Here is a 22,662-nt window from a genome sequence, read left to right as displayed (position 1 = left end):
TTTTTGTCTTTAGAATAGACTTCTGTCTCCTTTCGCGCGCCGGGCGGGCCGGCGGTCACGTCCACGGCCGGTCGTCCCACGCGCGGTCGAGGGGCGCCATCCCGCCGCCGAACGGGAAGAACTCCTGCTGGGCGTACGTCTCCCGCGCGAGCCCGTGGCCCAGTTCGTCCAGGTAGGCGCGCTTGAGGTTCTGGGTGAAGAGCTGCCGCGTGTACCGCAGGACGAGCGGGGGCCGCTTGACCAGCTCGCGGGCGAGCTCCCACGCCCGGTCGAGCACCCGGTCCTTCGGCAGCACCTCGTTGACCGCGCCCCACTCCAGCGCCTCCCGCGCGGACAGCTTCTTGCCGGTCAGCAGCAGGTAGCGCGCCCGGTTCGGGCCGACGACGTGGTTCCAGATGACGTGCTGCCCGTCGCCCGGCACCTGGCCGCGCGGGAAGTGCGAGACGTCCTGGAAGTAGGCGTCCTCCGAGGCCAGCACGATGTCGCCCATCAGCGGCACCTCGGAGTGGATGTTGCACGGGCCGTTGACGACGCTGATCATCGGCACGTCGACGTCGAGGACGTTCCACTGCAGGTTGCGGTTGTACCAGGCTTTCTCGTCCAGCTTGTGCAGGCCTCTGGTCCCGGGCATCGCGTCGTAGACCGGCGGGTCCGGCAGCCCGCCGTCCGGCAGCAGCCCCCAGTCGGCGTTGTAGTTCTCGCCGGTCCCGGTGTGGATGAGCAGCTTGATCTCCCGGTCGCCGGCGACGTCGGCGAACGCGTCCGCCATGTCGTCGTGCGACTTCCAGTCCCACACGAGGCTGCCGCCGTTCGTATGGCACTGCATGAGCAGGATGCCGTCGTCGCTCAGCTCGAACCGGTAGTTCGGGTAGCTGTCCTTGTACTCCGCGTACCGCGCGCGCTTCACCATCGCGCCGTCCTCTCTGTTATGCGACAGACTTCTGATGTACGGTGCCAAATATGCATCCTTTTCGCTTCGCCGTCCAGGCGACGAAGGCGACCTCGGGAGCGGAGTGGCGCGACCTCGCCCGCGCGGCCGAGGACCTCGGGTACGCGACGCTGTTCGTGTCCGACCACTACCTGGGGCCGGGACGGGCGGCCCGCGCGTCGCGGCTCCCGCCGCAGCACCTCGCGCCGATCGCCGCGATGGCGACCGCCGCCGCCGCGACCACGACGCTGCGCGTCGGCTGCCGCGTGTTCTGCGTCGACTACCACGTCCCGGCCGTCCTCGCGAAGGAGGCCGCGACCCTCGACCTGCTGTCGGACGGACGCCTCGAGTTCGGCGTCGGCGCCGGCTGGAGCCCCCTGGAGTACGCGGCGATGGGCCTGGAGTTCGCGCCGCCCGGACGCCGCGTCGACAAGCTCGAGGAGGTCGTCGCGCTCGTCAAGGCGCACTGGGGCGGCGAGCCGCTCGACCTGCGCGGCGCGCACGCCGTCGCGACCGGGTACGCGGGGCTGCCCGCGCCGGTGCAGCGCCCCCGGCCGCCGATCATGATCGGCGGCGCGCGGCGGCGCGTGCTGTCCCTCGCGGCCCGCGAGGCCGACATCGTCAGCGTCAACAACGTCCCGTTCGACGCCGTCAACGAGGCCGGACGGACGCCGCCGCAGGAGGCCGCGCACCGGTTCGGCCTCGTCCGGGAGGCGGCGGGCGCGCGGCTCGCGGACCTCGAGATCGAGGCGTCGCCGTTCTTCACCGCGGTCACCGACGACCCGGACGCGGCCGTCCGGCGGGTCGCCGACCTCATGGGCGTCCCGCCGGACGGCCTGCCCGACCACCCGAACGTCCTGGTCGGCTCGCTCGACGAGGTCGCCGACCGGCTCACCGAGCGCCGCGCGGCGTTCGGCGCGAACTACATCAGCGTCCAGCAGCGGGAGATGGAGCGGTTCGCGCCCGTCGTCGCCCGCCTCGCGGGCAGGTAGGGGCGCCCGCCTCGCGGGCAGGTAGGAACGCCCGCCTCGCGGGCAGATAGGAGAGGGACACATGGGCGAGCACGGCGCGACCGCGCTGGCAGGCATCGGAGTCGAGCGGGAACGGCTGTTCATCGGCGGGGAGTGGGCCGCACCGAGCACGGACGGCGCCATCGACGTCGTCTCCCCGCACACCGGGGAGGTCATCGCGTCCGTCGCGGGCGCCGCCCCCGCGGACGCCGACCGCGCCGTCGCGGCCGCCCGCGCCGCGTTCGACGACGGCCCCTGGCCCCGGCTCGACCCGGCCGAACGCGCCGCGGCCGTCCGGCGGCTCGCCGGCCTCTACAAGGGGCGGCGCGAGGAGATGGCGCGGCTCATCACGGCGGAGATGGGCGCGCCGATCACGTTCTCGAAGTTCTCGCAGGCCACGCTGCCGATGGTGCTGCTGAACGCGTTCGCCGACATCGCCGGGACCGTCGCGTGGGAGCGGGCCCGGCCCGGCATGTTCGGGACGGACGTGCTCGTCCGCAAGGAGCCGGTCGGCGTCGTCGCGGGGATCGTCCCGTGGAACATGCCGCAGTTCCTGCTGGTCGGGAAGCTCGCCCCGGCCCTCGTCGCCGGGTGCTCGGTCGTCGTGAAGCCGTCCCCGGAGACGCCGCTGGACGCGCTGCTGCTCGCCGAGCTCGTCGCCGAGGCGGGCCTGCCGCCCGGCGTCGTGAGCATCCTGCCCGCCGGACCGGACGTCGGGCGGCACCTGGTGTCGCACCCCGGCGTCGACAAGGTGTCGTTCACCGGGTCCACCGCCGCCGGACGGGACGTCGCGCAGGCGTGCGGCGCCGCGCTGAAGCGGGCGAGCCTCGAACTCGGCGGGAAGTCCGCCGCGATCGTCCTGGACGACGCCGACCCCGCCGCCGTCGCCGTCGCCGAAGGGATCAAGGTCGCCGGGCTGATGAACAGCGGGCAGGCGTGCGTCGCGCAGACCCGCGTGCTCGTCCCCCGCGGCCGGTACGCCGAGCACGTCGACGCCCTCGCGGACATGGTCGCGTCCCTCCGCGTCGGCGACCCGTCCGACCCGGCCACCGAAATCGGGCCGCTCGTCGCGCGCCGCCGGCGGGAGCGCGTCCGGGGGTACATCGCGGCGGGCCGCGCCGAGGGCGCGCGGATCGTCGTCGGCGGCGACGGCGTGCCGGACGGGCTCGACCGCGGCTGGTACGTCCGCCCGACCCTGTTCGCCGACGTCGCCAACTCGATGCGGATCGCCCGCGAGGAGATCTTCGGGCCCGTCCTGTCCGTCATCGCCCACGACGGCGACGACGACGCCGTCGCGATCGCGAACGACTCCGAGTACGGGCTGTCCGGCTCGGTCTGGACGGCCGACACCGACCGGGGGCTGCGCGCCGCGCGGGGCGTCCGCACCGGATCGTTCGGCGTCAACCAGCCGTACAGCATGGACCCCGCGGCGCCGTTCGGCGGCGTGAAGGCCAGCGGCATCGGCCGCGAACTCGGCCCCGAGGGCCTCGACGGCTACCTGGAGCCGAAGTCGATCTCGCTCGCGGCGGAGGGCTGAGATGCCCGGCCCCCTGACCGGCGTGCGGGTCGTCGAGGCGGCCACGCTCGCCGCGGGCCCGATGGTCGCCACCGCGCTCGGCGAGTTCGGCGCCGAGGTCGTCAAGATCGAGCAGCCGGGCACCGGCGACCCGATGCGCACGTGGGGCGAGCGCCGCGACGGGATCGGGCTGGTGTGGAAGAGCATCAGCCGGAACAAGAAGTGCGCGACGCTCGACCTGCGCCGCGCCGAGGGGCAGCGGCTCCTCCACAAGCTGCTCGCCACCGCGGACGTCCTCGTCGTCGGCAACCGGCCCAGCGCCCTCGAACGGTGGGGCGTCGACTACGCGTCCGTGCACGCCGCGCACCCGCACATCGTGTACGCGCACATCAGCGGCTACGGGGGCGGCGGCCCCAAGAGCGACCGTCCGGGGTACGGCACGCTCGCCGAGGCGATGAGCGGGTTCGCGCACCTCACCGGGCAGCCCGACGGCCCCCCGACGCTGCCGCCGTTCATGCTCGCCGACGGCGTCGCGGGCCTCGCCGCCACGTACGCGGTGATGATGGCGCTGTACCACCGCGACGTCCACGACGCCCCCGGCCAGCTCGTCGACGTCAGCCTCCTCGAACCGCTGACCCGCCTCCTGGAGACCTCGACGCTCGCCTACGACCAGCTCGGCGTCGTCAAGCGCCGGGCGGGCAACCGGCTCGACGCCAGCGCGCCGCGCAACGCCTACCGGACGTCCGACGGCGAGTGGCTCGCGATCTCCAGCGCGTCGCCGAGCATCGCGGTCCGCGTGTTCCGCGCCATCGGCCGTCCCGACCTGGCCGAGCACCCCGACTACGCCGACCCGGTGCGCCGGCAGGACCGGGCCGTCGAGGTGGACGGGCTGGTCGCCGCGTGGGTCGGGACGCGGACGCTCGACGAGGCCATGGCGGTGTTCGAGGCCGCCGAGGTCACCGCCGCGCCCGTCTGCGACGCGCCGCGCCTGCTCGCCGACGAGCACCTGCGGGCGCGCGGTACGTTCCTGCCCGTGGACGACCCCGACTTCGGCCGCGTCACCGTGCAGGCCCCCGTCGCCCGGCTCAGCGACACGCCCGGACGCGTCGCGCACCTCGGCCGCCCGCTCGGCGCCGACAACGACCACGTGTACGGAGGACTGCTCGGCCTCGCCCCCGGCGAGATCGACGCCCTCGAAGCGGAAGGGATCATCTGATGCGGCCGAGACGGTCGGAACTGGCGACGCCCGCGAGCAGCGGGCACATGTGCGAGAAGGCCGCGAAGTCCGGCGCCGACCTCGTCTTCCTCGACCTGGAGGACGCGTGCGCCCCCGCCGCGAAGGAGGCCGCGCGGGCGACCGCCGTCGCGGCGCTCACCGGCCTCGACTGGGGGCGCACCGCCCGCGCCGTCCGGGTGAACGGGCTCGACACCCGCTGGTGCCACGACGACGTCATCGAGATCGTCACCGGCGCCCGCGACGCCCTCGACGTCCTGATCGTCCCGAAGGCCCGCACGGCCCGCGACGTCTGGTGGGTGGACGTCCTGCTCACCCAGCTCGAGGAGAAGCTCGCGCTCTCCAAGCGCATCGGGCTCGAAGTGCTCATCGAGGAGGCCGAGGGCCTCGCGAACGCGGCCGAGATCGCCCGCGCCTCGTCCCGCCTCGAAGCCGTCATCTTCGGCGCGGGCGACCTGTCCGCGTCCCTGCGCGCCCGCGTCGACGGCAACTTCGACCCGCTCGGCGACTACCCGGGCGACTTCTGGCACCACGCGCGCGTCCAGGTCCTCACCGCGGCCCGCGCCGCGGGCGTCGACGCGATCGACGCCCCGTACCCGGCGTACCGCGACCCGGACGGCTACCGCCGCGCCGCCGGGCACGCCGCGCTGCTCGGCTTCGACGGCAAGTGGGCGATCCACCCGTCCCAGGTGCCGATCGCCAACGACGTCTTCTCCCCCACCCCCGAGGAGGTGGCGGAGGCCCGGGAGGCGATGGAGGTCTACCGGGGCGCGTCCGACTCCGGCACGGGCGCCATCGGCCGCGACGGCCGGCTCGTCGACGCCGCCCACATGCGCCACGCCGCCAACACCCTCCGCAAGGCGGAGCTCGCCGGCCCGGGTCCGATGCGGTGATCGGGTTGGTCCGGGGGTGGGCGGCGGCGGAACCGGTGCGGCGGGGGATCCGGGACGCGATCGTGCTCGGGCTGTCGCGTCCGTGGTGGTTGTGGCCGGTCAGGCGGCTCGCGCTCCGGTGGCGGTGATCAGCCGGCCGGGGGCGTCCAGTCGGCGGGGATGTGGGCGAGGCGGACGCGCTGGGGGTGGTCGCCGACCGGGACGGACGCGATCTTGCGGCCGGTGGCGAAGCTGATCGCGGTGACCTGGTCGGTGCCGCTCTCGGAGATGACGCACGACTTCCCGTCGCCGCTGACGGTGGCCCAGTAGGGCTTGGACGCGGTGACCAGGGGGCCTTCCTGCAGGGTGGCGCGGTCGACGACCGTGGCGTAGTCGTCCATCGTGCCCGCGATGCAGAGCTTCGAGCCGTCGGGGCTCATCGACATGCCGTGGTGGCGGGAGTCGTTGACGAACGTGGTGCGGTCGTCGCTGGTCTCGGGGTTCTTCGGAAGTTCCTTGACGCGGGTGATCGTGTCGGACTCGACGTCGTACTCGAGGAAGCCGTTGAAGAACGACACCTGGAAGTACAGCTTCGACTCGTCGGGGGTGAACGCGACGGGGCGGACGGAGTCGGAGAGGTCCTCGCGGCCGAAGGCGTCGAGGCGGTCGCGCATGTCGATGGTGCGGACGGTCTCGAAGGTGGTGGTGTCGACGATGGTGATCTTCCGGTCGCCCTTGGTGAAGTCGAGCCAGGGCGCGTCCAGGTCGTTGTTGACCTCGCCGATCGACATGTTCCAGAGGTAGCGGCCGTCCTGCGTGTAGACGTTCTCGTGCGGCTTGTCGCCGGTGGCGAACGAGCCGAGCTGCTCGCCGGTCTCGATGTCGAGGACGTGCACGGTGTTGGACGTCGAGGCGGAGACGGCGACGGAGTTCCCGTCGGGCGAGACGGCCATGTGGTCGGCGCGGTGGCCGGAGACGGGGAAGCGCCAGTTGAGGTCGCCGGTCTCGAGGTCGATGGAGACGACGTCGGCGAAGCTGGGGCGGGAGACGACCATGGAGCGGCCGTCGGGGGTGGAGTACATGTCGTCGACGTACTGGTCGTGGCCCTCGCCGACGGTGATGCGGATGCCGAGGAAGAAGACCAGCTTGACCGGGTCGCTGTAGATCTCCTGGAGGCGCTCCTCCTTGTCGGGGACGACGTTGATCCGGCCGATGGCCTCGAAGTCGCCGCGCGCCTCGATGACGTGGGCGGTGCCGTCCCAGTTGTTGCCGACGAACATCACCTCGCGGAGCTCCGCCGCGTCGGCGGGGGCGGCGGCGAGTGTGGCGGTGAGGGCCGCGGCGGCGAGGCCGCAGCTGATCGTCCGGGGCTTCATGGCCGCTCCTCGCGGTGTTACTTTTCGGTAGCCGATAGGAAAGCAAGCGCCCGTCCGCTCCGGATAGGGCGCGGCGGACAACACGGTGCATGTTGGTTGGAACCGGCCCACAACCCCGGCGGTGATCGTGCACGAGGAGTTCGCTTCGGTGCTGCGCGGGATGGCCGCGGACGCGAGCGTGATCGAGGAGATCGTCCGGGCGGCGCGGAGCCAGTCGCCGCCGGTGGCGCGGCTGCCGGAGGAGGAGACGCGGCGGCACGTCGCGCTGGTGCTGCCGGTGGTGCTCGCGCGGGAGGGCGACCTGGCGGCGGCGGCGCGGCTGGGCGCGGACCGCGCGGCGCAGGGGGTGCCGATCACGGCGCTGCTGCACGGGGTGCAGGCGGGACGGAGCCGCGCGGCGCAGATCGCGGTGGTGCGGGGCCGGGCGGCGGGCGTGCCGGAGCGGGTGATGCTGACGGCGCTGCTGGAGCTCGAACCGCGGGTGGGGGCGCTGGAGCGGGCGGTGGTGAACGGGTACCGGACGGCCGAGCTGGAGCTGGCGGGGACGGCGCGGGACGTCCGGTTCCAGGTGCTGCGGCGGCTGCTGCACGGCGAGGTCCCGGCGGAGGAGGACGTCCTGCACGCGGGGCTGCGGCCGGACGGGCTGTACCGGTGCCTGGCGTCGAACGTCGCCGACCCGGTGCAGGTGCGGGCGGTGGAGCGGCGGCTCGCGGTGTGCGGCGGCGTGTTCGGGCTGGTGGACGGGCGGTTGTCGGGCCTGACGCCGCGGCTTCCGGACGGGCTGGACGCGGACGTGCTCGTGGTGTGCGCGCCGCCGGCACGGCTCGGCGAGGCCGCCGGGATGTACGCGCTGTGCGGGTCCGCGCTGGAGGCGGCGGAGGCGCGGGGGCTGCGCGGGCTGCGGGAGCTGACGGATCTCGCGGGCGTGACGGCGCTGGCGGCGCAGCCCGCGCTGGCGGGGCTGCTGAACCGGACGCTGCTGGGCCCGCTGAACCCGGACGACTCGTTCCACCGGGAGCTCGCGGCGACCGCGCTGGCGTACCTGGACCACGAGCGCCGGCTGGACCGGACGGCCGCGGCGCTGCACGTCCACCCGAACACCGTCCGGTACCGGCTGGGGCGGCTGGAGGAGGTCGTCGGCGCGTCGCCGGGCACGGAAGGCACGGTCCTCGACGCCCTGCGCTGGTGGTGGGCCCTCCACACCTGGCTGGAACCCGGCGAGTGACGCCCGCCCGCGAGCGCCCCGGCGAGGGCCCCGGCCGGGGCGGCCGGGGCCCGTCGGGTCAGGGGACGTCGAGGGCGGTCGCGAGGCGGTCGAGGTGCAGGGCCGCGTCGCCGTGGGCGAGGGCGGCCGACATCGCGTGGCGGGAGAACAGGTGCAGGTCGTGCTCCCGGGTGAAGCCGATCGCGCCGTGCACCTGGTGGCCGAGCGCGCACACCCGCTCGTACGCCTCGCTCACCCACGCCTTGGCGGTCGCGACGTCCGCGGCGGCCTCCCGTCCGGCCGACAGCCGCCAGATCGCCTCGTAGGCGATGAAGCGGGAGCCGAGGACGTCGACGGCCATGTCGGAGCAGTGGTGCTGCACCGCCTGGAACGTCCCGATGGGGCGGCCGAACTGGCGCCGCTCCCCCGCGTACGCGACCGTCATGTCGAGCACCCGCTGCGCGCCGCCGACCATCTCCGCGCAGGCCGCCGCGGCGCCGAACAGGGAGACCGCGTCCGCGGCGGCCCGGTCGGCGCCGAGGACGCCGTCCGGTGCGACGCGGACGCCCGCGAGGTCGAGGTGGCACGGGCGGTCGAAACCGAGCGTCCCCGCCGGGCGCGGGGTCGCGGCCGACGCGTCGGCCCAGAACGCGCGGGGTTCGCCGTCCAGCCGCGCCACGACGAGGACGTTCTCGGCGGACGCGGCGAACGGGACGAACGTCGCGACGCCGTCGAGGACGTACCCGGCCCCGTCGGGGCGGGCGACCGGTCCCTCGCCGGGCCGGTCCCACGGGAGGGGCGCGGCGGTCGCGACGCGCCCGGCGGCGATCCCGCCGAGCCACCGCTCCCGCTGCTCCGGGGTGCCGAACCGGGCGATCGGCATGCCGCACGCGGCGACGGACGCGGCGAGCGGGCTCGGGACGAGCGCGTACCCGAGCTCCTCGAACAGCAGGCAGGCGTCGACGAAGTCGCCGCCCGCGCCGCCGGCGTCCGCGGGGAAGGGCAGGCCGGTCCAGCCGAGCCCGGCCATCTCCTTCCACAGGTCCGCCGAGTGCCCCGCCGGGTCGCCGTCCACCGCCCGCGCCCCCGCGGCCGCGCCGCGGGAGGCCAGGAGCCCGCGGGCGGTCGCGGCGATGAGCTCCTGGTCCTCGGTGCGGGTCAGGTCCATGGCGGGATCTTGTCGGAGCGGACCCACACGCCCGGCCGTTCCTCCCAGAACAGCTGGACGAGGACGCCGCCGGTGTGCTTCGGGTGGATGAACGCGTCCCGCCACGCGGCGCCGTCGGTGGCGCCCTCGTTCTCGCCGAACGTGGGGGTGTCGCGGTCGCGGCAGGCGTCCATGGCGCGGTCCCAGTCGGCGACCTCGAACGTGACGTGGTGCGCGGCGGCGCCGTTGCGGTCCCAGAACCGCTCGATGAACGAGTCCGCGCCGCGCGGCATGATCACCTCCCAGCAGACCGCCGAGCCGGGGATGTTGAGGACGAGGTCGGCCATGTCGGGGTGCTCGTCGTCGGCGGTGCGCCAGACCTGGACGAACCCGGCGAGGTCGCGGTACCAGCGGGCGAGCTCGTCGCGGTCGGGGTACGCCTGGCAGACGTGGTCGAGCGCGACGATGCCGAGGGACGGTCCGCCGGGTGCGTCCCAGGGGCCGGTCGCGGCGTCCGGGGTGTCGCCGCACATGGCGAGGCCGCCGGGGCCGCGGAGGCGCCAGAGGACGCCGGGTCCGCGTTCGGGCGGGCTGAGGGACGCCTCCAGCCAGCGGCCGCGCTCGCCCGCGGTGGGTTTGATGCCGCGGACCTCCAGTTCGGCGCGGGCGGCTTCGAGGTCGGGCACCTCGGCGCCGACGTGGTGCAGGCCGGGGCGCCCGCCGTGGTCGTCGAGGAACGTCTGCAGGGCGGAGCCGTCCCCGGCGGGCTCCACGACCTCCCACGCCTGGCCGTGGCTGCCGGGGATTTCCAGGCGGGCGCCGCGCGCGCCCTCGGCGGGGTTGTCCCATGTGCGCGCGCGCCGGAAACCGAAGAGGCCCTCCAGGAGCGCGACCTGGGCGTCGAGGTCGGTGGTCACCTGCGCGACGTGGTCGATCCGGTAGATCTGCACGGGTGCCTCCTAGCTCGGGTGGGGTTCGATCCAGTCGTAACCACTGGTGACGAGTTCCTTGACGAGGCGCAGGTTGTAGCGGTTCATCGCCGCGATGCGCCGCGCCAGCTCGCCGACCCGCTCGCCGAACTCCGCCGCCGGGTACACGTCGTTGACGAGCCCGAGCCGCAGCGCGCGCTCGGCGTCGATGCGGGCGCCGGTGAACAGCAGCTCCTTCGCGCGGGCCTTGCCGATCCGCTCCGGGAGCCGCTTGACGCCGCCCCAGCCGGGCGCCGACCCGCCGTACTCGGGCTGGTCGGGGTCACCGTCCTCGGTCATCTTCGGGCGGTACGGGGGCCGCGCCGACAGGGTGATCTCGACCAGGCCGACCTTGGCGTCGTCGGACGCGACGATGAAGTCCGCGGCGAGCGCCAGTTCGAGGCCGCCGCCGACGGCGTAGCCGTGCACGGCCGCGACGACCGGGACGGACGTGCGCTCCATCATCGCGAACGTCTTCTCGCCGAGGCGCCCCTGCTCGACGCGCTCGCGCGGGGTCAGCTTCTCGGACCAGGCGAGGTCCATCCCGGCGCAGAACGCGCGCTCCCCGGCGCCGCGCAGGACGACGACGCAGACGTCCTCGTCGTCGTCGACGCGGGTGAAGACGTCCCGCAGCTCGTGCATCGTCGCGGGGGTGAGCGCGTTGAGCTTGTCGGGCCGGTTCAGGGTCAGCCAGGCCACCCGTTCGTCGAGCCTCAGGTCGATGGTCTCGTAGTCGCCGTATCCGGTGTCGGGCATGCGCTTCTCGCTCCTCCTGGTGGGGGTCGGTCAGCGGGGCAGGTTCAGGCCCCGGGTGGCGATGACGTTCCGCTGGATCTCGGTGGTGCCGCCGAGGAAGGTGGACGCGACCGAGTCGCGGGCCATATGGGTCCAGTAGGCGTTCATGGGCGCGTCGTCGCGTTCCCAGAGGTCGGCGTACCGTCCGAACGCTCGCGCGCCGGTACGCGCCAGGCGCTGGTGGAGTTCCGCTCCGAAGAGCTGGTTGACGGACGCCTCGTATCCCGGTTCTTCACCCGCGGCCTGGCGCGACACGGTGTAGCGGGCGAGGTTGTACAGCACCCGGATCTCGGTGTGGCGGCGGGCGATCTCCCGCCGCAGGTCCGCGTCCGCGCGGGCGAACCGGGCGCCGTCCCGGGAGCGCAGGTACGCGACGAGCCCGGCGAGCGCCTGCTCGTACTTGATCGTCGCGCCGATCCCGGCCCGCTCGAAGCCGAGCGCGGTCATCGCGACGTACCAGCCGCGGTTCTCCTCGCCGACGCGGTTCGCGACCGGCACCCGGACGCCGTCGAAGAAGATCTCGCAGAACGGCGCGGCGCCCCGCAGGTCGGTGATGGGGCGGATCGTGACGCCCGGCGCGTCCGCCTCGACGAGCAGGAACGTGATGCCGCGGTGGCGGGGCTCGGCGCCGGGGTCGGTGCGGACGAGGACGAACAGCCAGTCGGCGTACTGGCCGAGCGACGTCCACACCTTCTGCCCGTCCACCACGTACACGTCGCCGTCGCGGACCGCGCGGGTGCGCAGGGACGCGAGGTCGGAGCCGGAGCCGGGCTCGGAGAACCCCTGCGCCCACGTCGCCTCGCCGCGCGCGATGGGCGGGAGGTGCGCGGCCTTCTGCTCGTCCGTCCCGTGCACCAGGAGCGTCGGGCCGAGGAGGAACGCGCCGATGCCGTTCACAGTCGGGACGCGCGCGCGCATCATCTCCTCGTGCAGGATGAACTCCTCCATGGGAGACAGGCCCGCACCGCCGAATTCGGACGGCCAGTGGGGTGCGATCCATCCGCGTTGCGCGAGCGCGCGTGCCCACGCGCGCGCGCCGTCCCGCCTTACCGGATCGTCCGATACACGGTCGACCGGCCAGTTGTAGCCCGCGACGTCCTCGGGTTCGAGGCTCTGCTCCTCGCGCCACGCGGGCTTGTACGCGGCGGGGAAGTTCTCCCTGACGAACGTCCGGACCTCTTCGCGGAACGCGGCCTGCTGCGGTGTGTCGTCCCAGTTCACCGGCCGTCCGCCTCCCGGTCCCACGTGGTGGGGGTGATGCCGCCCTCGCCCTGGGCGCGCAGCCGGTACTTGGCGACCTTGTCGGTCGGGGTGCGCGGCAGGGCGTCCACGAACTCGACGTAGCGGGGGACCATCGCGCGCGGCAGCCGCTCCTCGCAGTAGGCGATCAGTTCGGCCGGGTCGAGGCCGAGGTCCGGCTGCACCACGACCGACACCTTGATGTCCTCGTCCTCCAGCTCGGAGGGCACGCCGATCGCGGCGCACTCCAGCACCGCCGGATGATCGTTGATCTCGCACTCCAGGTCGAAGGCCGAGATGTTCTCGCCGCGCCGGCGGATGGCGTCCTTCATCCGGTCGAGGAAGAAGAAATAGCCGTCCTCGTCCCGCCATACCCGGTCTCCGGTGTGAAACCACATATTCCGGAAACAACGGGTGGTCGCCTCCCAGGCGCCGTAATAACCGGTCGTGAGGACGAACGGCTGCTTCGGCCGCAGCACGAGTTCGCCCGGTTCGCCCGGCCCCACCTCCCGGTCCCGCTCGTCCACGACCGCGACGTGGAACCGCTCCTCGTGCGCCGTGCCGCACGAGCCCGTCCGCCACTCCCCGTACGGGCTGCCCGTCGCGATGCCCGCCTCGGTGCTCGTGTACGTCTCGACCGACCGGACCCCGAACCGCTCGCGCAGCGGCTCGTCCAGGTTCGACTTGCCCATGTAGAACGTCTCGAGCCGGTGGTCGCGGTCGCGCGGGGACGGCGGCCGGTTCAGCAGGATCGGGATCATCGAGAACACGCTCATGCACACCCGCGCGTCGAACCGGCGCACGTCGTCCCAGAACCGGGACGCGCTGAACTTCTCCACGATCGCGATCGACCCGCCGCCGAGGAGCGCCGACAGCATCCCGTCCCACAGCGCCGCCGCGTGGAACAGCGGCAGCGGGCAGTAGATCGTCTTCCCCCACCGGTCGAGGAAGTCGAGCGAGTCGTACGCGCAGGTCAACGCGAGCGCGTGCGGCACCATCGCGCCCTTCGACGGGCCCGTGGTGCCCGACGTGTACATGATCGCTTGCAGGTCGCCGAACCCGACCGGGACGCGCACCGGGCCGTCCCCGTCGTCCGGCAGGCCGCCCAGCTCGCGGGCCGGTATGCCGAGCCCGTCGAGGAGGATCCCGGCTCCGGCCGCGTCCCGCACGAGCACGCCCGCCAGCTTCGGGAGCCGCTCGGCCAGGTCGGGGAGCCGCTCGGCGTACGGGCCGTCGATGATCAGCCAGCGGGAGTCGGAGCTGGTCAGCACGTGCCGGAGCAGCTCGCCCCGGTAGCCGGTGTTGACCGGGACGGCGACGGCGCCGAGCCGGGCCAGCGCGAACACGAGGGGGACGAAGTCGGGGCAGTTCGGGAGCATCAGCGCCACGTGGTCGCCGCGCGCGACGCCGGCGCCGGACAGCGCCCGCGCCAGCCGGTCTGCGGACGCGTCGACCTCGCCGTAGCTGATGTCGCCGTCCCGGAATCTGAGAAAGGTCTGCCTGCGGTGAATCTGCGCCTGCGACCGGAGAACGTCGCCGAGGACGAAGCTCTCCAGCGTCTCCTTGCGCATCCGGGCCTCCGCTGTCGCTCGGGGGGCATGCGTGGTGACGGGGTGCTGCGGGGGGTGGGTGGCCGGGGGTCGGATCGGGTCCGTCCAAGATCTGGACAGTGCGCTAAATATCGGAACATACAACGCGATATACGGCAATAGTGTCCAAAACGGAACAAAATGGTCGCCAGGGACGCCAGGTGACAGCGTGACCACGACCACTTCTGGGTAACCGCCGTTTTGGTCGCCCACAATCAGCGCAATTCAGCGACCGGAAAGGGCCTCTCTTGCGATCGGCCATCGCTCTCGCGAATGACGACCGGTCGCGGGATCCGCTTTTCCGATCGCCGCCCGTCCGCCGGCGGCGGGCAGGCTAGGCGCGGCGGGCGGCGAGGCCGTCGAGCAGGCAGTCCAGCGCGAACGCGAAGCGGCGCTCGCACTCGGCGTCGACGTCGACCGGGCCCGGCGCCTCCGCCCGCGCGGCGAGGTGCGGGTGCTCCCGCGCGACCCGGCGGACGTGCTCGCCGACGTCCCGCTCGTCCGCGTCCCCGGCGTGCCGCAGCGACGCGCGCCAGGCCGTCTCGGCGACCACCGACCCGACGACCTGGTCGTTGACGGCGGCGAGGGCGGCGTCGCCGTCCGGCCCGGTGAACCCCGCGCGGGCCAGCGCCGCGAGCCCGGCCTCGCTGAGCGCGAGCGCGTTCGGCCCCAGGGCCGGCAGGTCGGCGAGACCGGCCGGCACCCACGGGTGCCGCAGCAGCATCGCCCGGTTCGCCCGCGCGAGCCCGGCGACCTCCGCGCGCCAGCCGCCGCGCGTCCCGCCCGTCCGGACCTCCGCGAGCACCTCGCCGAGGACCGCGTCGTGCGCGAGTTCGATCAGCTCGTCCTTCGTCGCGACGTACCAGTACAGCGACCCGGCGGTCACGCCCAGGTCGGCCGCGACGCGCCGCATCGACAGCCCGCGCCCGCCCTCGGCGTCGAGCACCTCGACGGCGCGGGCGACGATCCGGGCGCGGCTGAGCCGCCGGTCGCGCGACGGCCGCTCGGGACGCAGGAACACCGACACGGCGCTCAGCGTACCCACTTGCCGAACACGGTCAGACACATATACGTTGTTCAACGGCATTAAACGGTGTTCAAGGAAGGAGCCGCGTTGGAGCCCGTCCACGTGACCGTCTGGGGCGACGGCGTCCCGGCCGTGCTGGTGCACGGCTCGACCTCGTGGGGCGCCGACCCCGAGTTCGGCTTCGCCGCCCAGCGCCCCCTCGCCGACGACGGGTTCCGCCTGCTCGCCATGGACCGGCGCGGGCACGGCGCCGGGCCGGGCACCGGCTCCGCCCAGTTCGCCTCCGATTACGAACTGGACGCCGCCGACATCGCCGGGCTGCTCGGCGACGGCGCCCACCTCGTCGGGCACTCCTACGGCGGCGTCGGCGCGATGCTCGCCGCCGCGCGGCGCCCGGACGCCGTCCTGTCCCTCGCCCTGATCGAGCCCGGCTGCTACCAGGCGGCCGCCGACCACCCGGCCGTCGCCGCGGCGCTGCGCGCCAACCGCGCGGCGCACGCCGCCCTCCCCCGCGACCTGGCGCCCGAGGCGTACCTGCGGGCCGCGACCGAGTCCGTCGGCATGCCGCCGCTCGACCCGACCCCCGCGCGCCTCCGCGCCGCCGGCGCGGCCCTGCGCGAGCGCGTGTGCTGGGAGGCGCCGATCCCGGTCGCCGAGCTGGCCGCCGCCCCCTTCCCGAAGCTCGTCCTCGGCGGCACGTGGGAGACCGCGCCCGCCCTGTACCGGGAGCGCGGCGGCGGGCCGCTGAGAGCGTGCGCCGAGGTGACCGCCGACCGCATCGGCGCACGTCTCGTCCGGATCGACGGCGCCGCCCACTACCCGCACACGGAGCGTCCGGACGCCGTCAACGAGCAGCTCCGCACCCTGTGGACGACCGCTGCACGCACCCCGGGCCACTAGACCGGCACCGCCGCCCGAAGGGGGCACGGCCGCCGGGCGTCCCGGGTCGCGGTGCCCGCGGACCGCGAGCGCCCGCCGCGCGAGGCCGCCCGGCCGGAGATCGTCGACGGCCCGGCCGGACCGCGCGGCCCCGGGCCCACCACCCGTGCCGGCGCCCGGACGGCCTGCCCCGGCCCCGCCGCGGTCAGCGGGGCGGGGGGTCGAGCAGGACGCCGGGGTTGAGGACGCCCGCGGGGTCGAGGGCCGCCTTGGCCGCGCGGAGCGCGAGGGCGAACGGCTCGGGGCGCTGCCGGTCGTACCAGGGGCGGTGGTCGCGGCCGACCGCGTGGTGGTGGGTGATCGTGCCGCCGTGGGCCGCGATCGCGTCCGAGACGGCCGCCTTGACCTCGTCCCACTGCTCGACCGTCCGCCCCCGGGCACCGGACGCGTAGACGCCGAAGTACGGGGCCGGGCCGTCCGGGTAGACGTGCGTGAACCGGCAGGTCACGACGCCGGTCGCGGCGACGGACGCGAGGGCCCGCTCGGCGGCGGTGCGGACGGCGTCGCGGAGGGCGTCGAAGCGGTCCCAGGTGCAGGCGGTCTCGAACGTCTCCACGATCATCGACCGGGCGGCCAGCGCGTCCCGCTGGTAGGGCATCCGCAGGAACGCCGAGCGCCACCGCTCCGCCGTCCCCGGGCCCGCCCCGCGCGCCGCGCCGTCCGGGATGCGGCCGCCGTGGTCGCGGCAGATCTCCGCCGCCCGCTCCATCGGCGCGTCGACCGGGTGGTCGGCCGACTCGAACGCGAGAACCAGGACGCCGCCGGGCGCGCGCGAGCCCGCGTTGAGGAACGCCTCGGCGGGGTCGAGCAGCCGGCAGTTCGCCGGGAACAGCCCGGACTGGGCGATGACGCGGGTCGCGGCGACGGCCGCGTCGTGGTCGTCGAACTCGACGGCCGCGCCGGTCCGCCACCGCGGGCGCTCGCGCAGCCGCATCCACGCCTCGGTGATGACGCCGAGCGCGCCCTCCGAGCCGAGGAACATGCGGTCCGGCGAGGGGCCCGCGCCCGAGCCGGGCAGCCGCAGCGACTCCCCGGTCCCGGCCGGGGTGACGACCCGCATCGACTCCACCAGGTCGTCGATGTGGGTGTAGACGGTCGCGAAGTGGCCGCCCGCGCGGGTCGCCAGCCAGCCGCCGAGCGTCGAGAACTCGAACGACTGCGGGAAGTGCCGCAGCGTCAGCCCGTCCGGGCGCAGCGCCCCTTCCAGCGCGGGCCCCAGGATCCCGGCTTGGACGCGCGCCGCGCGGCTGGTGCGGTCGACCTCGAGCACGCGGTCGAGTCCGGTGAGGTCGAGGGAGACGACGCCGGGGCGGTCGTCCAGGTCGCGGGGTTCGACGCCGCCGACGACCGAGGTGCCGCCGCCGAACGGGATGACCGCGATCCCGGCGCCGGCGGCCCAGTCCAGGACGTCCGCGACGTCCTGCTCGGTGCGGGGCCGCACCACCAGGTCGACGAAGCGGTCGAGGCGGCCGAGCAGGCACCGGACGACGTCGCGGAACGCCTGCCCGTGGCTGTGCGCCGCCCGGTCCGCCGGCGCGCCGGACGCGAGGTGCTCCAGCGCCCGCGGGGCGCGCACCCGCGGGCGGGGGACGCCGAGGTCGCCGATCGCGGGCGGCCGGTGCTCGGTCAGGTCGGCGTCCGGCAGGAGCGTCGCCACCCGCCCGGTCAGCGCCTCGGCTTCCCGGCCCGTCACCGCGTCCGCGACGTTGCCCCAGCCCCACCACGACCGCTCCGCCATCGCCCGTCCTCCTCGCCCGTGCCGCACTCGCCCGTGCCGCGTCGCCGGACACGCTGCCGTGGCGGGGGTGGCGGATCAAGGGGGCGCGGGCCGCTCACGATCCGCGCACCGTCCGGAACCGAGCGTGCCGCTCGGCCGTCGAAGACCGGAAAATCGGTCACGACGATATGGCGGATATGAGCGAGAAGAATCAGGTGAGCGGCCCGCAGCGGACCGAGAACCCGGCGAAGCGGGCACTGATCACCGCGGGCGGCGGCGCGCTCCTGCTGCCGCTGGCCTGGACGATGTTCGGCAGCAACTACCTGGAACCGGCGAAGGCCCTGGAGGAGGGGGCGCCGGGGTCGTTCACGCTGGCGCAGTGCGCCGAGCGCCGGGGGAAGACCTACTGCGGCGGCTCGTTCCGCTCGGACGACGGACGGCTCGTGCGGGAGCACGTGTCGCTCCCGAACAGCCACGACGCGGAGGGCGTGCGGGTCGGGGAGTCGTTCCCGGCGCGGCTGCTGGACGGGCCGGGCGCCGACGGGCTCGCGCGGGCGGACGCGACGGGGCGCGCGAACGTCCGGGCGAAGGGCGTGAGCGCGGCCGGGCTCGGCGTCGCCGGGGTCGCGGTGCTCGGGTTCGCGGCGCGGCGGGCGCTGGTGCGCCGCGAGTCGGGCGTGTGGCGGCCGGTGGGCGTCGCCCTCGGGCTGGCCGTGTCCGCCGGGGTCGCCGTGTACGTCGTCTGGTCGGTGATGGGCAGCGGCTTCTGGGCCTGAAGCGAAAACTAACCAGGTGGTAAGTTCTCTTCGTCAGCGCGAACGAGGAGGACGAACGTGGGCTTTCCGGACGGGTTCCTGTGGGGTGCGGCGACCAGCGCCCACCAGACGGAGGGGAACAACGTCGCGAGCGACTTCTGGGCGCTGGAAAACCGGCCGGACGGCTTCCTGCCGGAGCGGAGCGGCGACGCGTGCGACTCCTACCACCGGTGGCCCGAGGACCTCGACATCGTCCGCGGCCTCGGCCTGAACGCCTACCGGTTCGGGCTCGAATGGGCGCGGATCGAGCCGGTCGAGGGCCGGGTGTCGCGGGCCGCGCTGGCGCACTACCGGCGCGTCGTCGAGGGCTGCCTGGAGCGGGGGCTGACCCCGGTCGTGACGCTGCACCACTTCACGAGCCCGCTGTGGTTCGCGAAGGCGGGCGGCTGGACGGACCCCGGCGCGGTCGAGCGGTTCCGGCGGTACGTGCGGGCGGTGCGGCCGATCCTGGACGGCGTCCCGTGGGTGTGCACGATCAACGAGCCGAACATGCTCGCGATGATGGCGGCCATGGTGCGGCGCGGGGAGCGCAGCGAGAACGTCGCCGGCGCGATGCCCCCGCCCGACCCGGCCGTCGCCGACGCGCTGACGGAGGCGCACCGCGCCGCGCGGGAGGAACTCGGTCCGCTGAAGTCGGGGTGGACGGTCGCGAACCAGAACTTCGAGGCCGCCGGCGGCGCGGAGGCCGAGCGCGACGCGTGGGCGCTGTCGCGCGAGGACCGGTTCCTCGACGCCGCCGCGGACGACGACTTCATCGGCGTGCAGGCGTACACGCGGGTGCGGATCGGTAGGGACGGGGCGCTGCCCGAGCCGGACGGCGCGCGCCGCACCCTCACCGGCTGGGAGTTCTACCCGGCGGCGCTCGGCGGCGCGGTCCGGCACACGGCGGCGCGGATCCCGGGGGTGCCGATCCTCGTGACGGAGAACGGCGTCGCGACCCGGGACGACGCCGAGCGGATCGAGTACACGCGGGGCGCGCTCGCGGGCCTGCGGGACGCGATGGCCGGCGGCGCCGACGTCCGCGGGTACCTGCACTGGTCGCTGCTCGACAACTACGAGTGGGGGACGTACGCGCCGACGTTCGGGCTCGTCGCGGTCGACCGGGACACGTTCGCCCGCACGGTGAAGCCGAGCGCCCGGTGGCTCGGCGAGGTCGCCCGCACGGGCGTCCTGGACTGACGCGAAGGGGGCCGGCCGCGGCGCGGTGCGGCCGACCCCCGGTCTCAGGGAACCGGTCTCAGGACTCCGCGCGGACGGCGGCGACGAGCTCGTCCACGACGTCGCCGGTCAGGCCGATGCCGAAGGTGCCGAACTTCGCCAGCGGGATCCCCCGGGCGAGCGCCAGCAGCGCGGGCGACCCCGCCGAGGCGAGGCCGTCCGCCCGGCGCAGCCGCGACTTCAGCACGCGCGAGCCGACCGGGTGGTCCAGCCACTCGCCGAGCGTGGACATGCGGTCCAGCCCGGCGGTGCGGCCGTCCCCGGGCGTGGACAGCTCGGCGCGGAGGCGGATGTCGCGGGACGACGCACCGACCTCGACCGTGAACGCGCCGGGGTCGACGCGCCAGTCGCCGAGGGACGGCGACCACCGCGCGATGTCGCGGGCGGTGAGGTCGAACCGGACGCGGACGCTCTCCCCCGGCGCCGTCCCGACCTTCGCGAAGCCGCGCAGCTCGTGCCGGGGACGCGTCGGGATCTCCTCGTCGAACGCCACGTACAGCTGGACGACCTCGTGCGCCGCGCGCTCGCCGGTGTTCGTGACCGTGGCCTCGACGGTCCACGCGTTCGTCCCGGTCTCGCGGACGTCGAGGCCGGAGTAGGCGAACCGCGTGTAGGACAGGCCGTGGCCGAACGGGTAGGCGACGTCGCGGCCGAGCGTGTCGTAGTGGCGGTAGCCGACGTACCGTCCCTCGCCGTAGGCGACGTGGCCGTCCGCTCCGGGGAAGTGCAGGTGGGACGGGACGTCGGCGAGCCGGTTCGGGATCGTCTCGGTGAGCCGTCCGGACGGGCTGTGCACGCCGAGCAGCAGGTCGGCGATGGCGGAGCCGCCCGCCTGGCCGGGCAGCCAGCCCTCCAGGACGGCGCCGGCGGCGTCCTGCCACTCGGCGACGGACACGACGCCGCCGTTGGCGAGGACGACGGCGACCTCGGGGCAGGCGGCGGCGACGCGGCGCAGCAGGGCGGTCTGGACGGCGGGCAGGTCGATGCTCGTGCGGTCGAAGCCCTCGGACTCGGCCTGGTCGGGCAGGCCGAGGAAGACGACGGCGACGTCGGCGGCCGCGGCGGCGGCGACGGCCTCGGCGGCGAGCGCCTCGTCGGGTTCGCCGTCCAGCCGGTAGCCCGCGGCGAACGTGCCGCCGGTCTCCGCGCGGAGGGCGTCCCACGCGTTGTCGAGGCGGGTGGGGACGACGTGGGAGCTGCCGTGCCCCTGGTAGCGGGGGGTGCGGGCGAGTTCGCCGACGACGGCGACGCGCCGCCCGGCGGCCAGCGGGAGGACGCCGTCGTTCTTCAGCAGGACGATCGAGCCGCGCGCGGCCTCGCGGGCGAGCTCGTGGTGCGCGTCGACGTCCCAGCCGTCGGCCCGCTCGGCCCGGCCGACGCGGTCGGCGAGGGCGGCGACGCGGTCGGCGGCGCGGGTGACGGCGTCCTCGTCGAGGCGGCCCGCGCGGACGGCGTCGACGATCTCGCGGTCGGTGCGGGTGGGCGGCATCTCGAGGTCGAGGCCGGCGGCGAGCGCGGCGACGCGGTCGTTGACGGCCCCCCAGTCGGACACGACGACGCCGTCGAAGCCCCACTGCTCGCGCAGGACCTCGGTGAGCAGCCACCGGTTCTCGCTCGCGTACACGCCGTTGATCTTGTTGTAGGAGCACATCACCAGGTACGGGGACGCCTCGCGGACGATGTGCTCGAACGCGGGCAGGTAGATCTCGCGGAGCGTCCGCTCGTCGACGTCCGCGCTGATCCGCATGCGGTCGGTCTCCTGGTTGTTGACCGCGAAGTGCTTGACGCACGCGCCGATGCCGCGGGACTGGATCCCGGCGACGAGCGCGGCCCCCATGACGCCGCTGACGTGCGGGTCCTCGGAGAAGTACTCGAAGTTGCGGCCGCACAGCGGGGACCGCTTGATGTTGACGCCGGGACCGAGCAGGACGTCGGCGCCCAGCGCGGCCGCCTCGCGGGCGAGGGCCTCGCCGACGCGCCGGGCCAGGCCGGGGTCCCAGGAGGAGCCGAGCGCGACGGCCGGGGGGAAGCACGTCGCGGGCACGCTGTCGGTCAGCCCGAGCGCGTCGCCGGACCCGCGGGTCTGGCGGCGGACGCCGTGCGGGCCGTCCGCGAGGGTGATCGCGGGGACGTCCCGCACGGCCTCGGTGTGCCAGGTGTCGCGGCCCGAGGTGAGCGACGCCCGCTCCTCCAGGGAGAGGCGCGCGGGGTCACGGTCGGTCTGTGTCATGCGGTTCCTTCGCGGGCGGGGACGGGTCGGCGGAGCCGGTATCGGGCGAGGACGAGCCGGACGCCGCGGCCCTCGCGGACGCCGCGGGCGTCGGCGGCGCGGGCTCCGGGGACAGTTCGAGGGCGAGCCCGAGCTGGCGGAGGAACGCGACGACGGACGCGTGCATGTCGACGGCCTCGGGTTCCAGGAGCCACTGCGTCTGCAGGCCGTCCATGAGGGCGAGGAACTGGCCGGCGACGATGCCCGCGTCGTGGTGCAGGGGCGGGTCGGGCTGCGCGAACAGCTCGGCGAACGCGGCGGTGAGCCGCTCGCGGAGCAGGCGGTAGCGCTGGACGAAGTAGTCGTGCGCGGGGTGCTCGGGGTCGGCGGCCTCGCCGGAGATCTTGACGTAGAGGCCGACCATGCCGGGCGTCCGCATGTTGCGGTGGACGATCCGGACGGTCGCGTCCAGCAGCGCCTCGGGGCGCTCGTCGGTGCCCGGGGCGAACATCAGCGCGGCGTCGGCGCGGTCGCGGCGGCCGAGCACCTTGATCAGCACGTCCTCCTTGCCGGGGAAGTGGTGCAGCAGGCCCGCGTGGGTGAGCCCGGCGTGCGCGGCGATGTCGCGCAGGGAGACGGCGTGGAACCCGGACCGGGAGAACAGCTCGGTCGCCGAGTCGAGGATCGTCGCGCGGGTGCGCTCGCCCTTCGTCGGCCCCTTGCGACCCGTCGGCCCCTTGCGACCCGTCGGCCCCTTGCGACCCGTCGGTCCCTCGCGGCCGGACGTGCGGCCGGACGTGCCGCCGGGCGCGCGGCGCGGGGTCTGTTCGCTCATGGGTGCGGGCCTTCCTGGGATGGC

19 protein-coding genes are annotated in these 22,662 nt (G+C 74.6%); 8 read left to right on the top strand and 11 right to left on the bottom strand.

Going from position 1 to position 22,662, the window contains the following annotated elements; translation table 11 throughout:
* Positions 1 to 55 precede the first annotated feature (55 nt).
* Positions 56 to 910 (bottom strand): enoyl-CoA hydratase/isomerase family protein, encoded by an 855-nt coding sequence (locus tag H505_RS0113390; RefSeq protein ID WP_026402400.1) that lies wholly within the window; start codon positions 908 to 910, stop codon positions 56 to 58.
* Positions 911 to 960: 50 nt separating this feature from the next.
* Between H505_RS0113390 and H505_RS0113385 the strand changes: the two genes are divergently transcribed.
* The 4 genes from H505_RS0113385 (at position 961) to H505_RS0113370 (ending at position 5,581) form a co-directional block, all read left to right on the top strand.
* Positions 961 to 1,920, top strand: coding sequence for a TIGR03621 family F420-dependent LLM class oxidoreductase (locus H505_RS0113385; protein ID WP_034517823.1), 960 nt, complete (start codon positions 961 to 963; stop codon positions 1,918 to 1,920).
* Positions 1,921 to 1,981: 61 nt separating this feature from the next.
* Complete coding sequence (locus H505_RS0113380; protein ID WP_051300633.1) at positions 1,982 to 3,475, top strand: aldehyde dehydrogenase; 1,494 nt, start codon at positions 1,982 to 1,984, stop codon at positions 3,473 to 3,475.
* A 1-nt stretch (position 3,476) separates the two neighbouring features.
* Positions 3,477 to 4,670, top strand: coding sequence for a CaiB/BaiF CoA transferase family protein (locus tag H505_RS0113375; RefSeq protein WP_026402397.1), 1,194 nt, complete (start codon positions 3,477 to 3,479; stop codon positions 4,668 to 4,670).
* Positions 4,670 to 5,581, top strand: a complete 912-nt coding sequence (locus H505_RS0113370) for an HpcH/HpaI aldolase/citrate lyase family protein (protein ID WP_034517822.1) — start codon at positions 4,670 to 4,672, stop codon at positions 5,579 to 5,581. Before H505_RS0113375 ends, H505_RS0113370 begins: the two co-directional genes overlap by 1 nt.
* A 128-nt stretch (positions 5,582 to 5,709) precedes the next feature.
* On the opposite strand, the gene H505_RS0113360 is transcribed toward H505_RS0113370, so the two are convergent.
* Positions 5,710 to 6,936, bottom strand: coding sequence for a YncE family protein (locus H505_RS0113360; protein WP_026402395.1), 1,227 nt, complete (start codon positions 6,934 to 6,936; stop codon positions 5,710 to 5,712).
* Between the two features lie 121 nt (positions 6,937 to 7,057).
* Between H505_RS0113360 and H505_RS0113355 the strand changes: the two genes are divergently transcribed.
* Positions 7,058 to 8,161: a helix-turn-helix domain-containing protein gene (locus H505_RS0113355; protein WP_026402394.1), complete on the top strand. Its 1,104-nt coding sequence runs from the start codon at positions 7,058 to 7,060 to the stop codon at positions 8,159 to 8,161.
* A 58-nt stretch (positions 8,162 to 8,219) separates the two neighbouring features.
* Here H505_RS0113355 and H505_RS0113350 read toward each other — a convergent pair whose 3' ends face one another.
* The 6 genes from H505_RS0113350 to H505_RS0113325 all read right to left on the bottom strand — a co-directional run bounded on the left by H505_RS0113350 (position 8,220) and on the right by H505_RS0113325 (position 14,905).
* Positions 8,220 to 9,308, bottom strand: coding sequence for an acyl-CoA dehydrogenase family protein (locus H505_RS0113350; RefSeq protein WP_026402393.1), 1,089 nt, complete (start codon positions 9,306 to 9,308; stop codon positions 8,220 to 8,222).
* The gene (locus H505_RS0113345; RefSeq protein WP_026402392.1) at positions 9,299 to 10,237 is read right to left on the bottom strand and encodes a VOC family protein; all 939 of its coding nucleotides are present in this window, start codon (positions 10,235 to 10,237) and stop codon (positions 9,299 to 9,301) included. Before H505_RS0113345 ends, H505_RS0113350 begins: the two co-directional genes overlap by 10 nt.
* A 9-nt stretch (positions 10,238 to 10,246) precedes the next feature.
* Positions 10,247 to 11,011 carry an enoyl-CoA hydratase/isomerase family protein gene (locus tag H505_RS0113340; RefSeq protein ID WP_034517820.1) on the bottom strand — a complete coding sequence of 255 codons (765 nt, stop codon included), beginning with the start codon at positions 11,009 to 11,011 and terminating at the stop codon, positions 10,247 to 10,249.
* 30 nt (positions 11,012 to 11,041) lie between these two features.
* Positions 11,042 to 12,271 (bottom strand): acyl-CoA dehydrogenase family protein, encoded by a 1,230-nt coding sequence (locus H505_RS0113335; RefSeq protein WP_026402390.1) that lies wholly within the window; start codon positions 12,269 to 12,271, stop codon positions 11,042 to 11,044.
* Positions 12,268 to 13,860 (bottom strand): AMP-binding protein, encoded by a 1,593-nt coding sequence (locus tag H505_RS0113330; RefSeq protein ID WP_026402389.1) that lies wholly within the window; start codon positions 13,858 to 13,860, stop codon positions 12,268 to 12,270. Before H505_RS0113330 ends, H505_RS0113335 begins: the two co-directional genes overlap by 4 nt.
* Before the next feature lie 352 nt (positions 13,861 to 14,212).
* Entirely contained in the window at positions 14,213 to 14,905 is a 693-nt protein-coding gene (locus H505_RS0113325) for a TetR/AcrR family transcriptional regulator (RefSeq protein ID WP_026402388.1), read from the bottom strand.
* An 87-nt stretch (positions 14,906 to 14,992) separates the two neighbouring features.
* On the opposite strand from H505_RS0113325, the gene H505_RS0113320 reads away from it, so the two are divergent.
* A complete protein-coding gene (locus H505_RS0113320; protein WP_051300632.1) occupies positions 14,993 to 15,805 on the top strand; it encodes an alpha/beta fold hydrolase in 813 nt (270 codons plus the stop codon).
* A gap of 184 nt (positions 15,806 to 15,989) precedes the next feature.
* Here H505_RS0113320 and H505_RS0113315 read toward each other — a convergent pair whose 3' ends face one another.
* Positions 15,990 to 17,582 carry an FAD-binding oxidoreductase gene (locus tag H505_RS0113315; protein WP_026402386.1) on the bottom strand — a complete coding sequence of 531 codons (1,593 nt, stop codon included), beginning with the start codon at positions 17,580 to 17,582 and terminating at the stop codon, positions 15,990 to 15,992.
* A 176-nt stretch (positions 17,583 to 17,758) separates the two neighbouring features.
* On the opposite strand from H505_RS0113315, the gene H505_RS0113310 reads away from it, so the two are divergent.
* Both H505_RS0113310 and H505_RS0113305 read left to right on the top strand, forming a co-directional pair.
* On the top strand, positions 17,759 to 18,337 hold the full coding sequence (locus H505_RS0113310; protein ID WP_026402385.1) for a hypothetical protein: 579 nt from the start codon (positions 17,759 to 17,761) through the stop codon (positions 18,335 to 18,337).
* Positions 18,338 to 18,394: 57 nt separating this feature from the next.
* A complete protein-coding gene (locus tag H505_RS0113305; protein ID WP_026402384.1) occupies positions 18,395 to 19,555 on the top strand; it encodes a glycoside hydrolase family 1 protein in 1,161 nt (386 codons plus the stop codon).
* Between the two features lie 58 nt (positions 19,556 to 19,613).
* Here the strand turns inward: H505_RS0113305 and H505_RS0113300 are convergent, their stop codons facing one another.
* Together H505_RS0113300 and H505_RS41660 are read right to left on the bottom strand one after the other, a co-directional pair.
* Positions 19,614 to 21,824, bottom strand: coding sequence for a glycoside hydrolase family 3 C-terminal domain-containing protein (locus H505_RS0113300; protein ID WP_026402383.1), 2,211 nt, complete (start codon positions 21,822 to 21,824; stop codon positions 19,614 to 19,616).
* The gene (locus tag H505_RS41660) at positions 21,805 to 22,638 is read right to left on the bottom strand and encodes a TetR family transcriptional regulator (protein ID WP_084550205.1); all 834 of its coding nucleotides are present in this window, start codon (positions 22,636 to 22,638) and stop codon (positions 21,805 to 21,807) included. The genes H505_RS0113300 and H505_RS41660 overlap by 20 nt, the downstream gene beginning before the upstream one ends.
* Positions 22,639 to 22,662: the final 24 nt, after the last annotated feature.

The sequence above is a fragment of the Actinomadura rifamycini DSM 43936 genome (genome assembly GCF_000425065.1).
Lineage (GTDB): Bacteria > Actinomycetota > Actinomycetes > Streptosporangiales > Streptosporangiaceae > Spirillospora > Spirillospora rifamycini.
This window is presented reverse-complemented; position numbering and strand designations above follow the sequence as displayed.

Excerpts from the sequence above, each read along its gene's own strand:
- H505_RS0113390 (WP_026402400.1), bottom strand. The coding sequence starts at position 910 with ATGGTGAAGCGCGCGCGGTACGCGGAGTACAAGGACAGCTACCCGAAC.
- H505_RS0113350 (WP_026402393.1), bottom strand. The coding sequence starts at position 9,308 with ATGGACCTGACCCGCACCGAGGACCAGGAGCTCATCGCCGCGACCGCC.
- H505_RS0113375 (WP_026402397.1), top strand. The coding sequence starts at position 3,477 with ATGCCCGGCCCCCTGACCGGCGTGCGGGTCGTCGAGGCGGCCACGCTC.
- H505_RS0113330 (WP_026402389.1), bottom strand. The coding sequence starts at position 13,860 with ATGCGCAAGGAGACGCTGGAGAGCTTCGTCCTCGGCGACGTTCTCCGG.
- H505_RS0113360 (WP_026402395.1), bottom strand. The coding sequence starts at position 6,936 with ATGAAGCCCCGGACGATCAGCTGCGGCCTCGCCGCCGCGGCCCTCACC.
- H505_RS41660 (WP_084550205.1), bottom strand. The coding sequence starts at position 22,638 with ATGAGCGAACAGACCCCGCGCCGCGCGCCCGGCGGCACGTCCGGCCGC.
- H505_RS0113340 (WP_034517820.1), bottom strand. The coding sequence starts at position 11,011 with ATGCCCGACACCGGATACGGCGACTACGAGACCATCGACCTGAGGCTC.
- H505_RS0113300 (WP_026402383.1), bottom strand. The coding sequence starts at position 21,824 with ATGACACAGACCGACCGTGACCCCGCGCGCCTCTCCCTGGAGGAGCGG.
- H505_RS0113370 (WP_034517822.1), top strand. The coding sequence starts at position 4,670 with ATGCGGCCGAGACGGTCGGAACTGGCGACGCCCGCGAGCAGCGGGCAC.
- H505_RS0113315 (WP_026402386.1), bottom strand. The coding sequence starts at position 17,582 with ATGGCGGAGCGGTCGTGGTGGGGCTGGGGCAACGTCGCGGACGCGGTG.
- H505_RS0113310 (WP_026402385.1), top strand. The coding sequence starts at position 17,759 with ATGAGCGAGAAGAATCAGGTGAGCGGCCCGCAGCGGACCGAGAACCCG.
- H505_RS0113380 (WP_051300633.1), top strand. The coding sequence starts at position 1,982 with ATGGGCGAGCACGGCGCGACCGCGCTGGCAGGCATCGGAGTCGAGCGG.
- H505_RS0113385 (WP_034517823.1), top strand. The coding sequence starts at position 961 with ATGCATCCTTTTCGCTTCGCCGTCCAGGCGACGAAGGCGACCTCGGGA.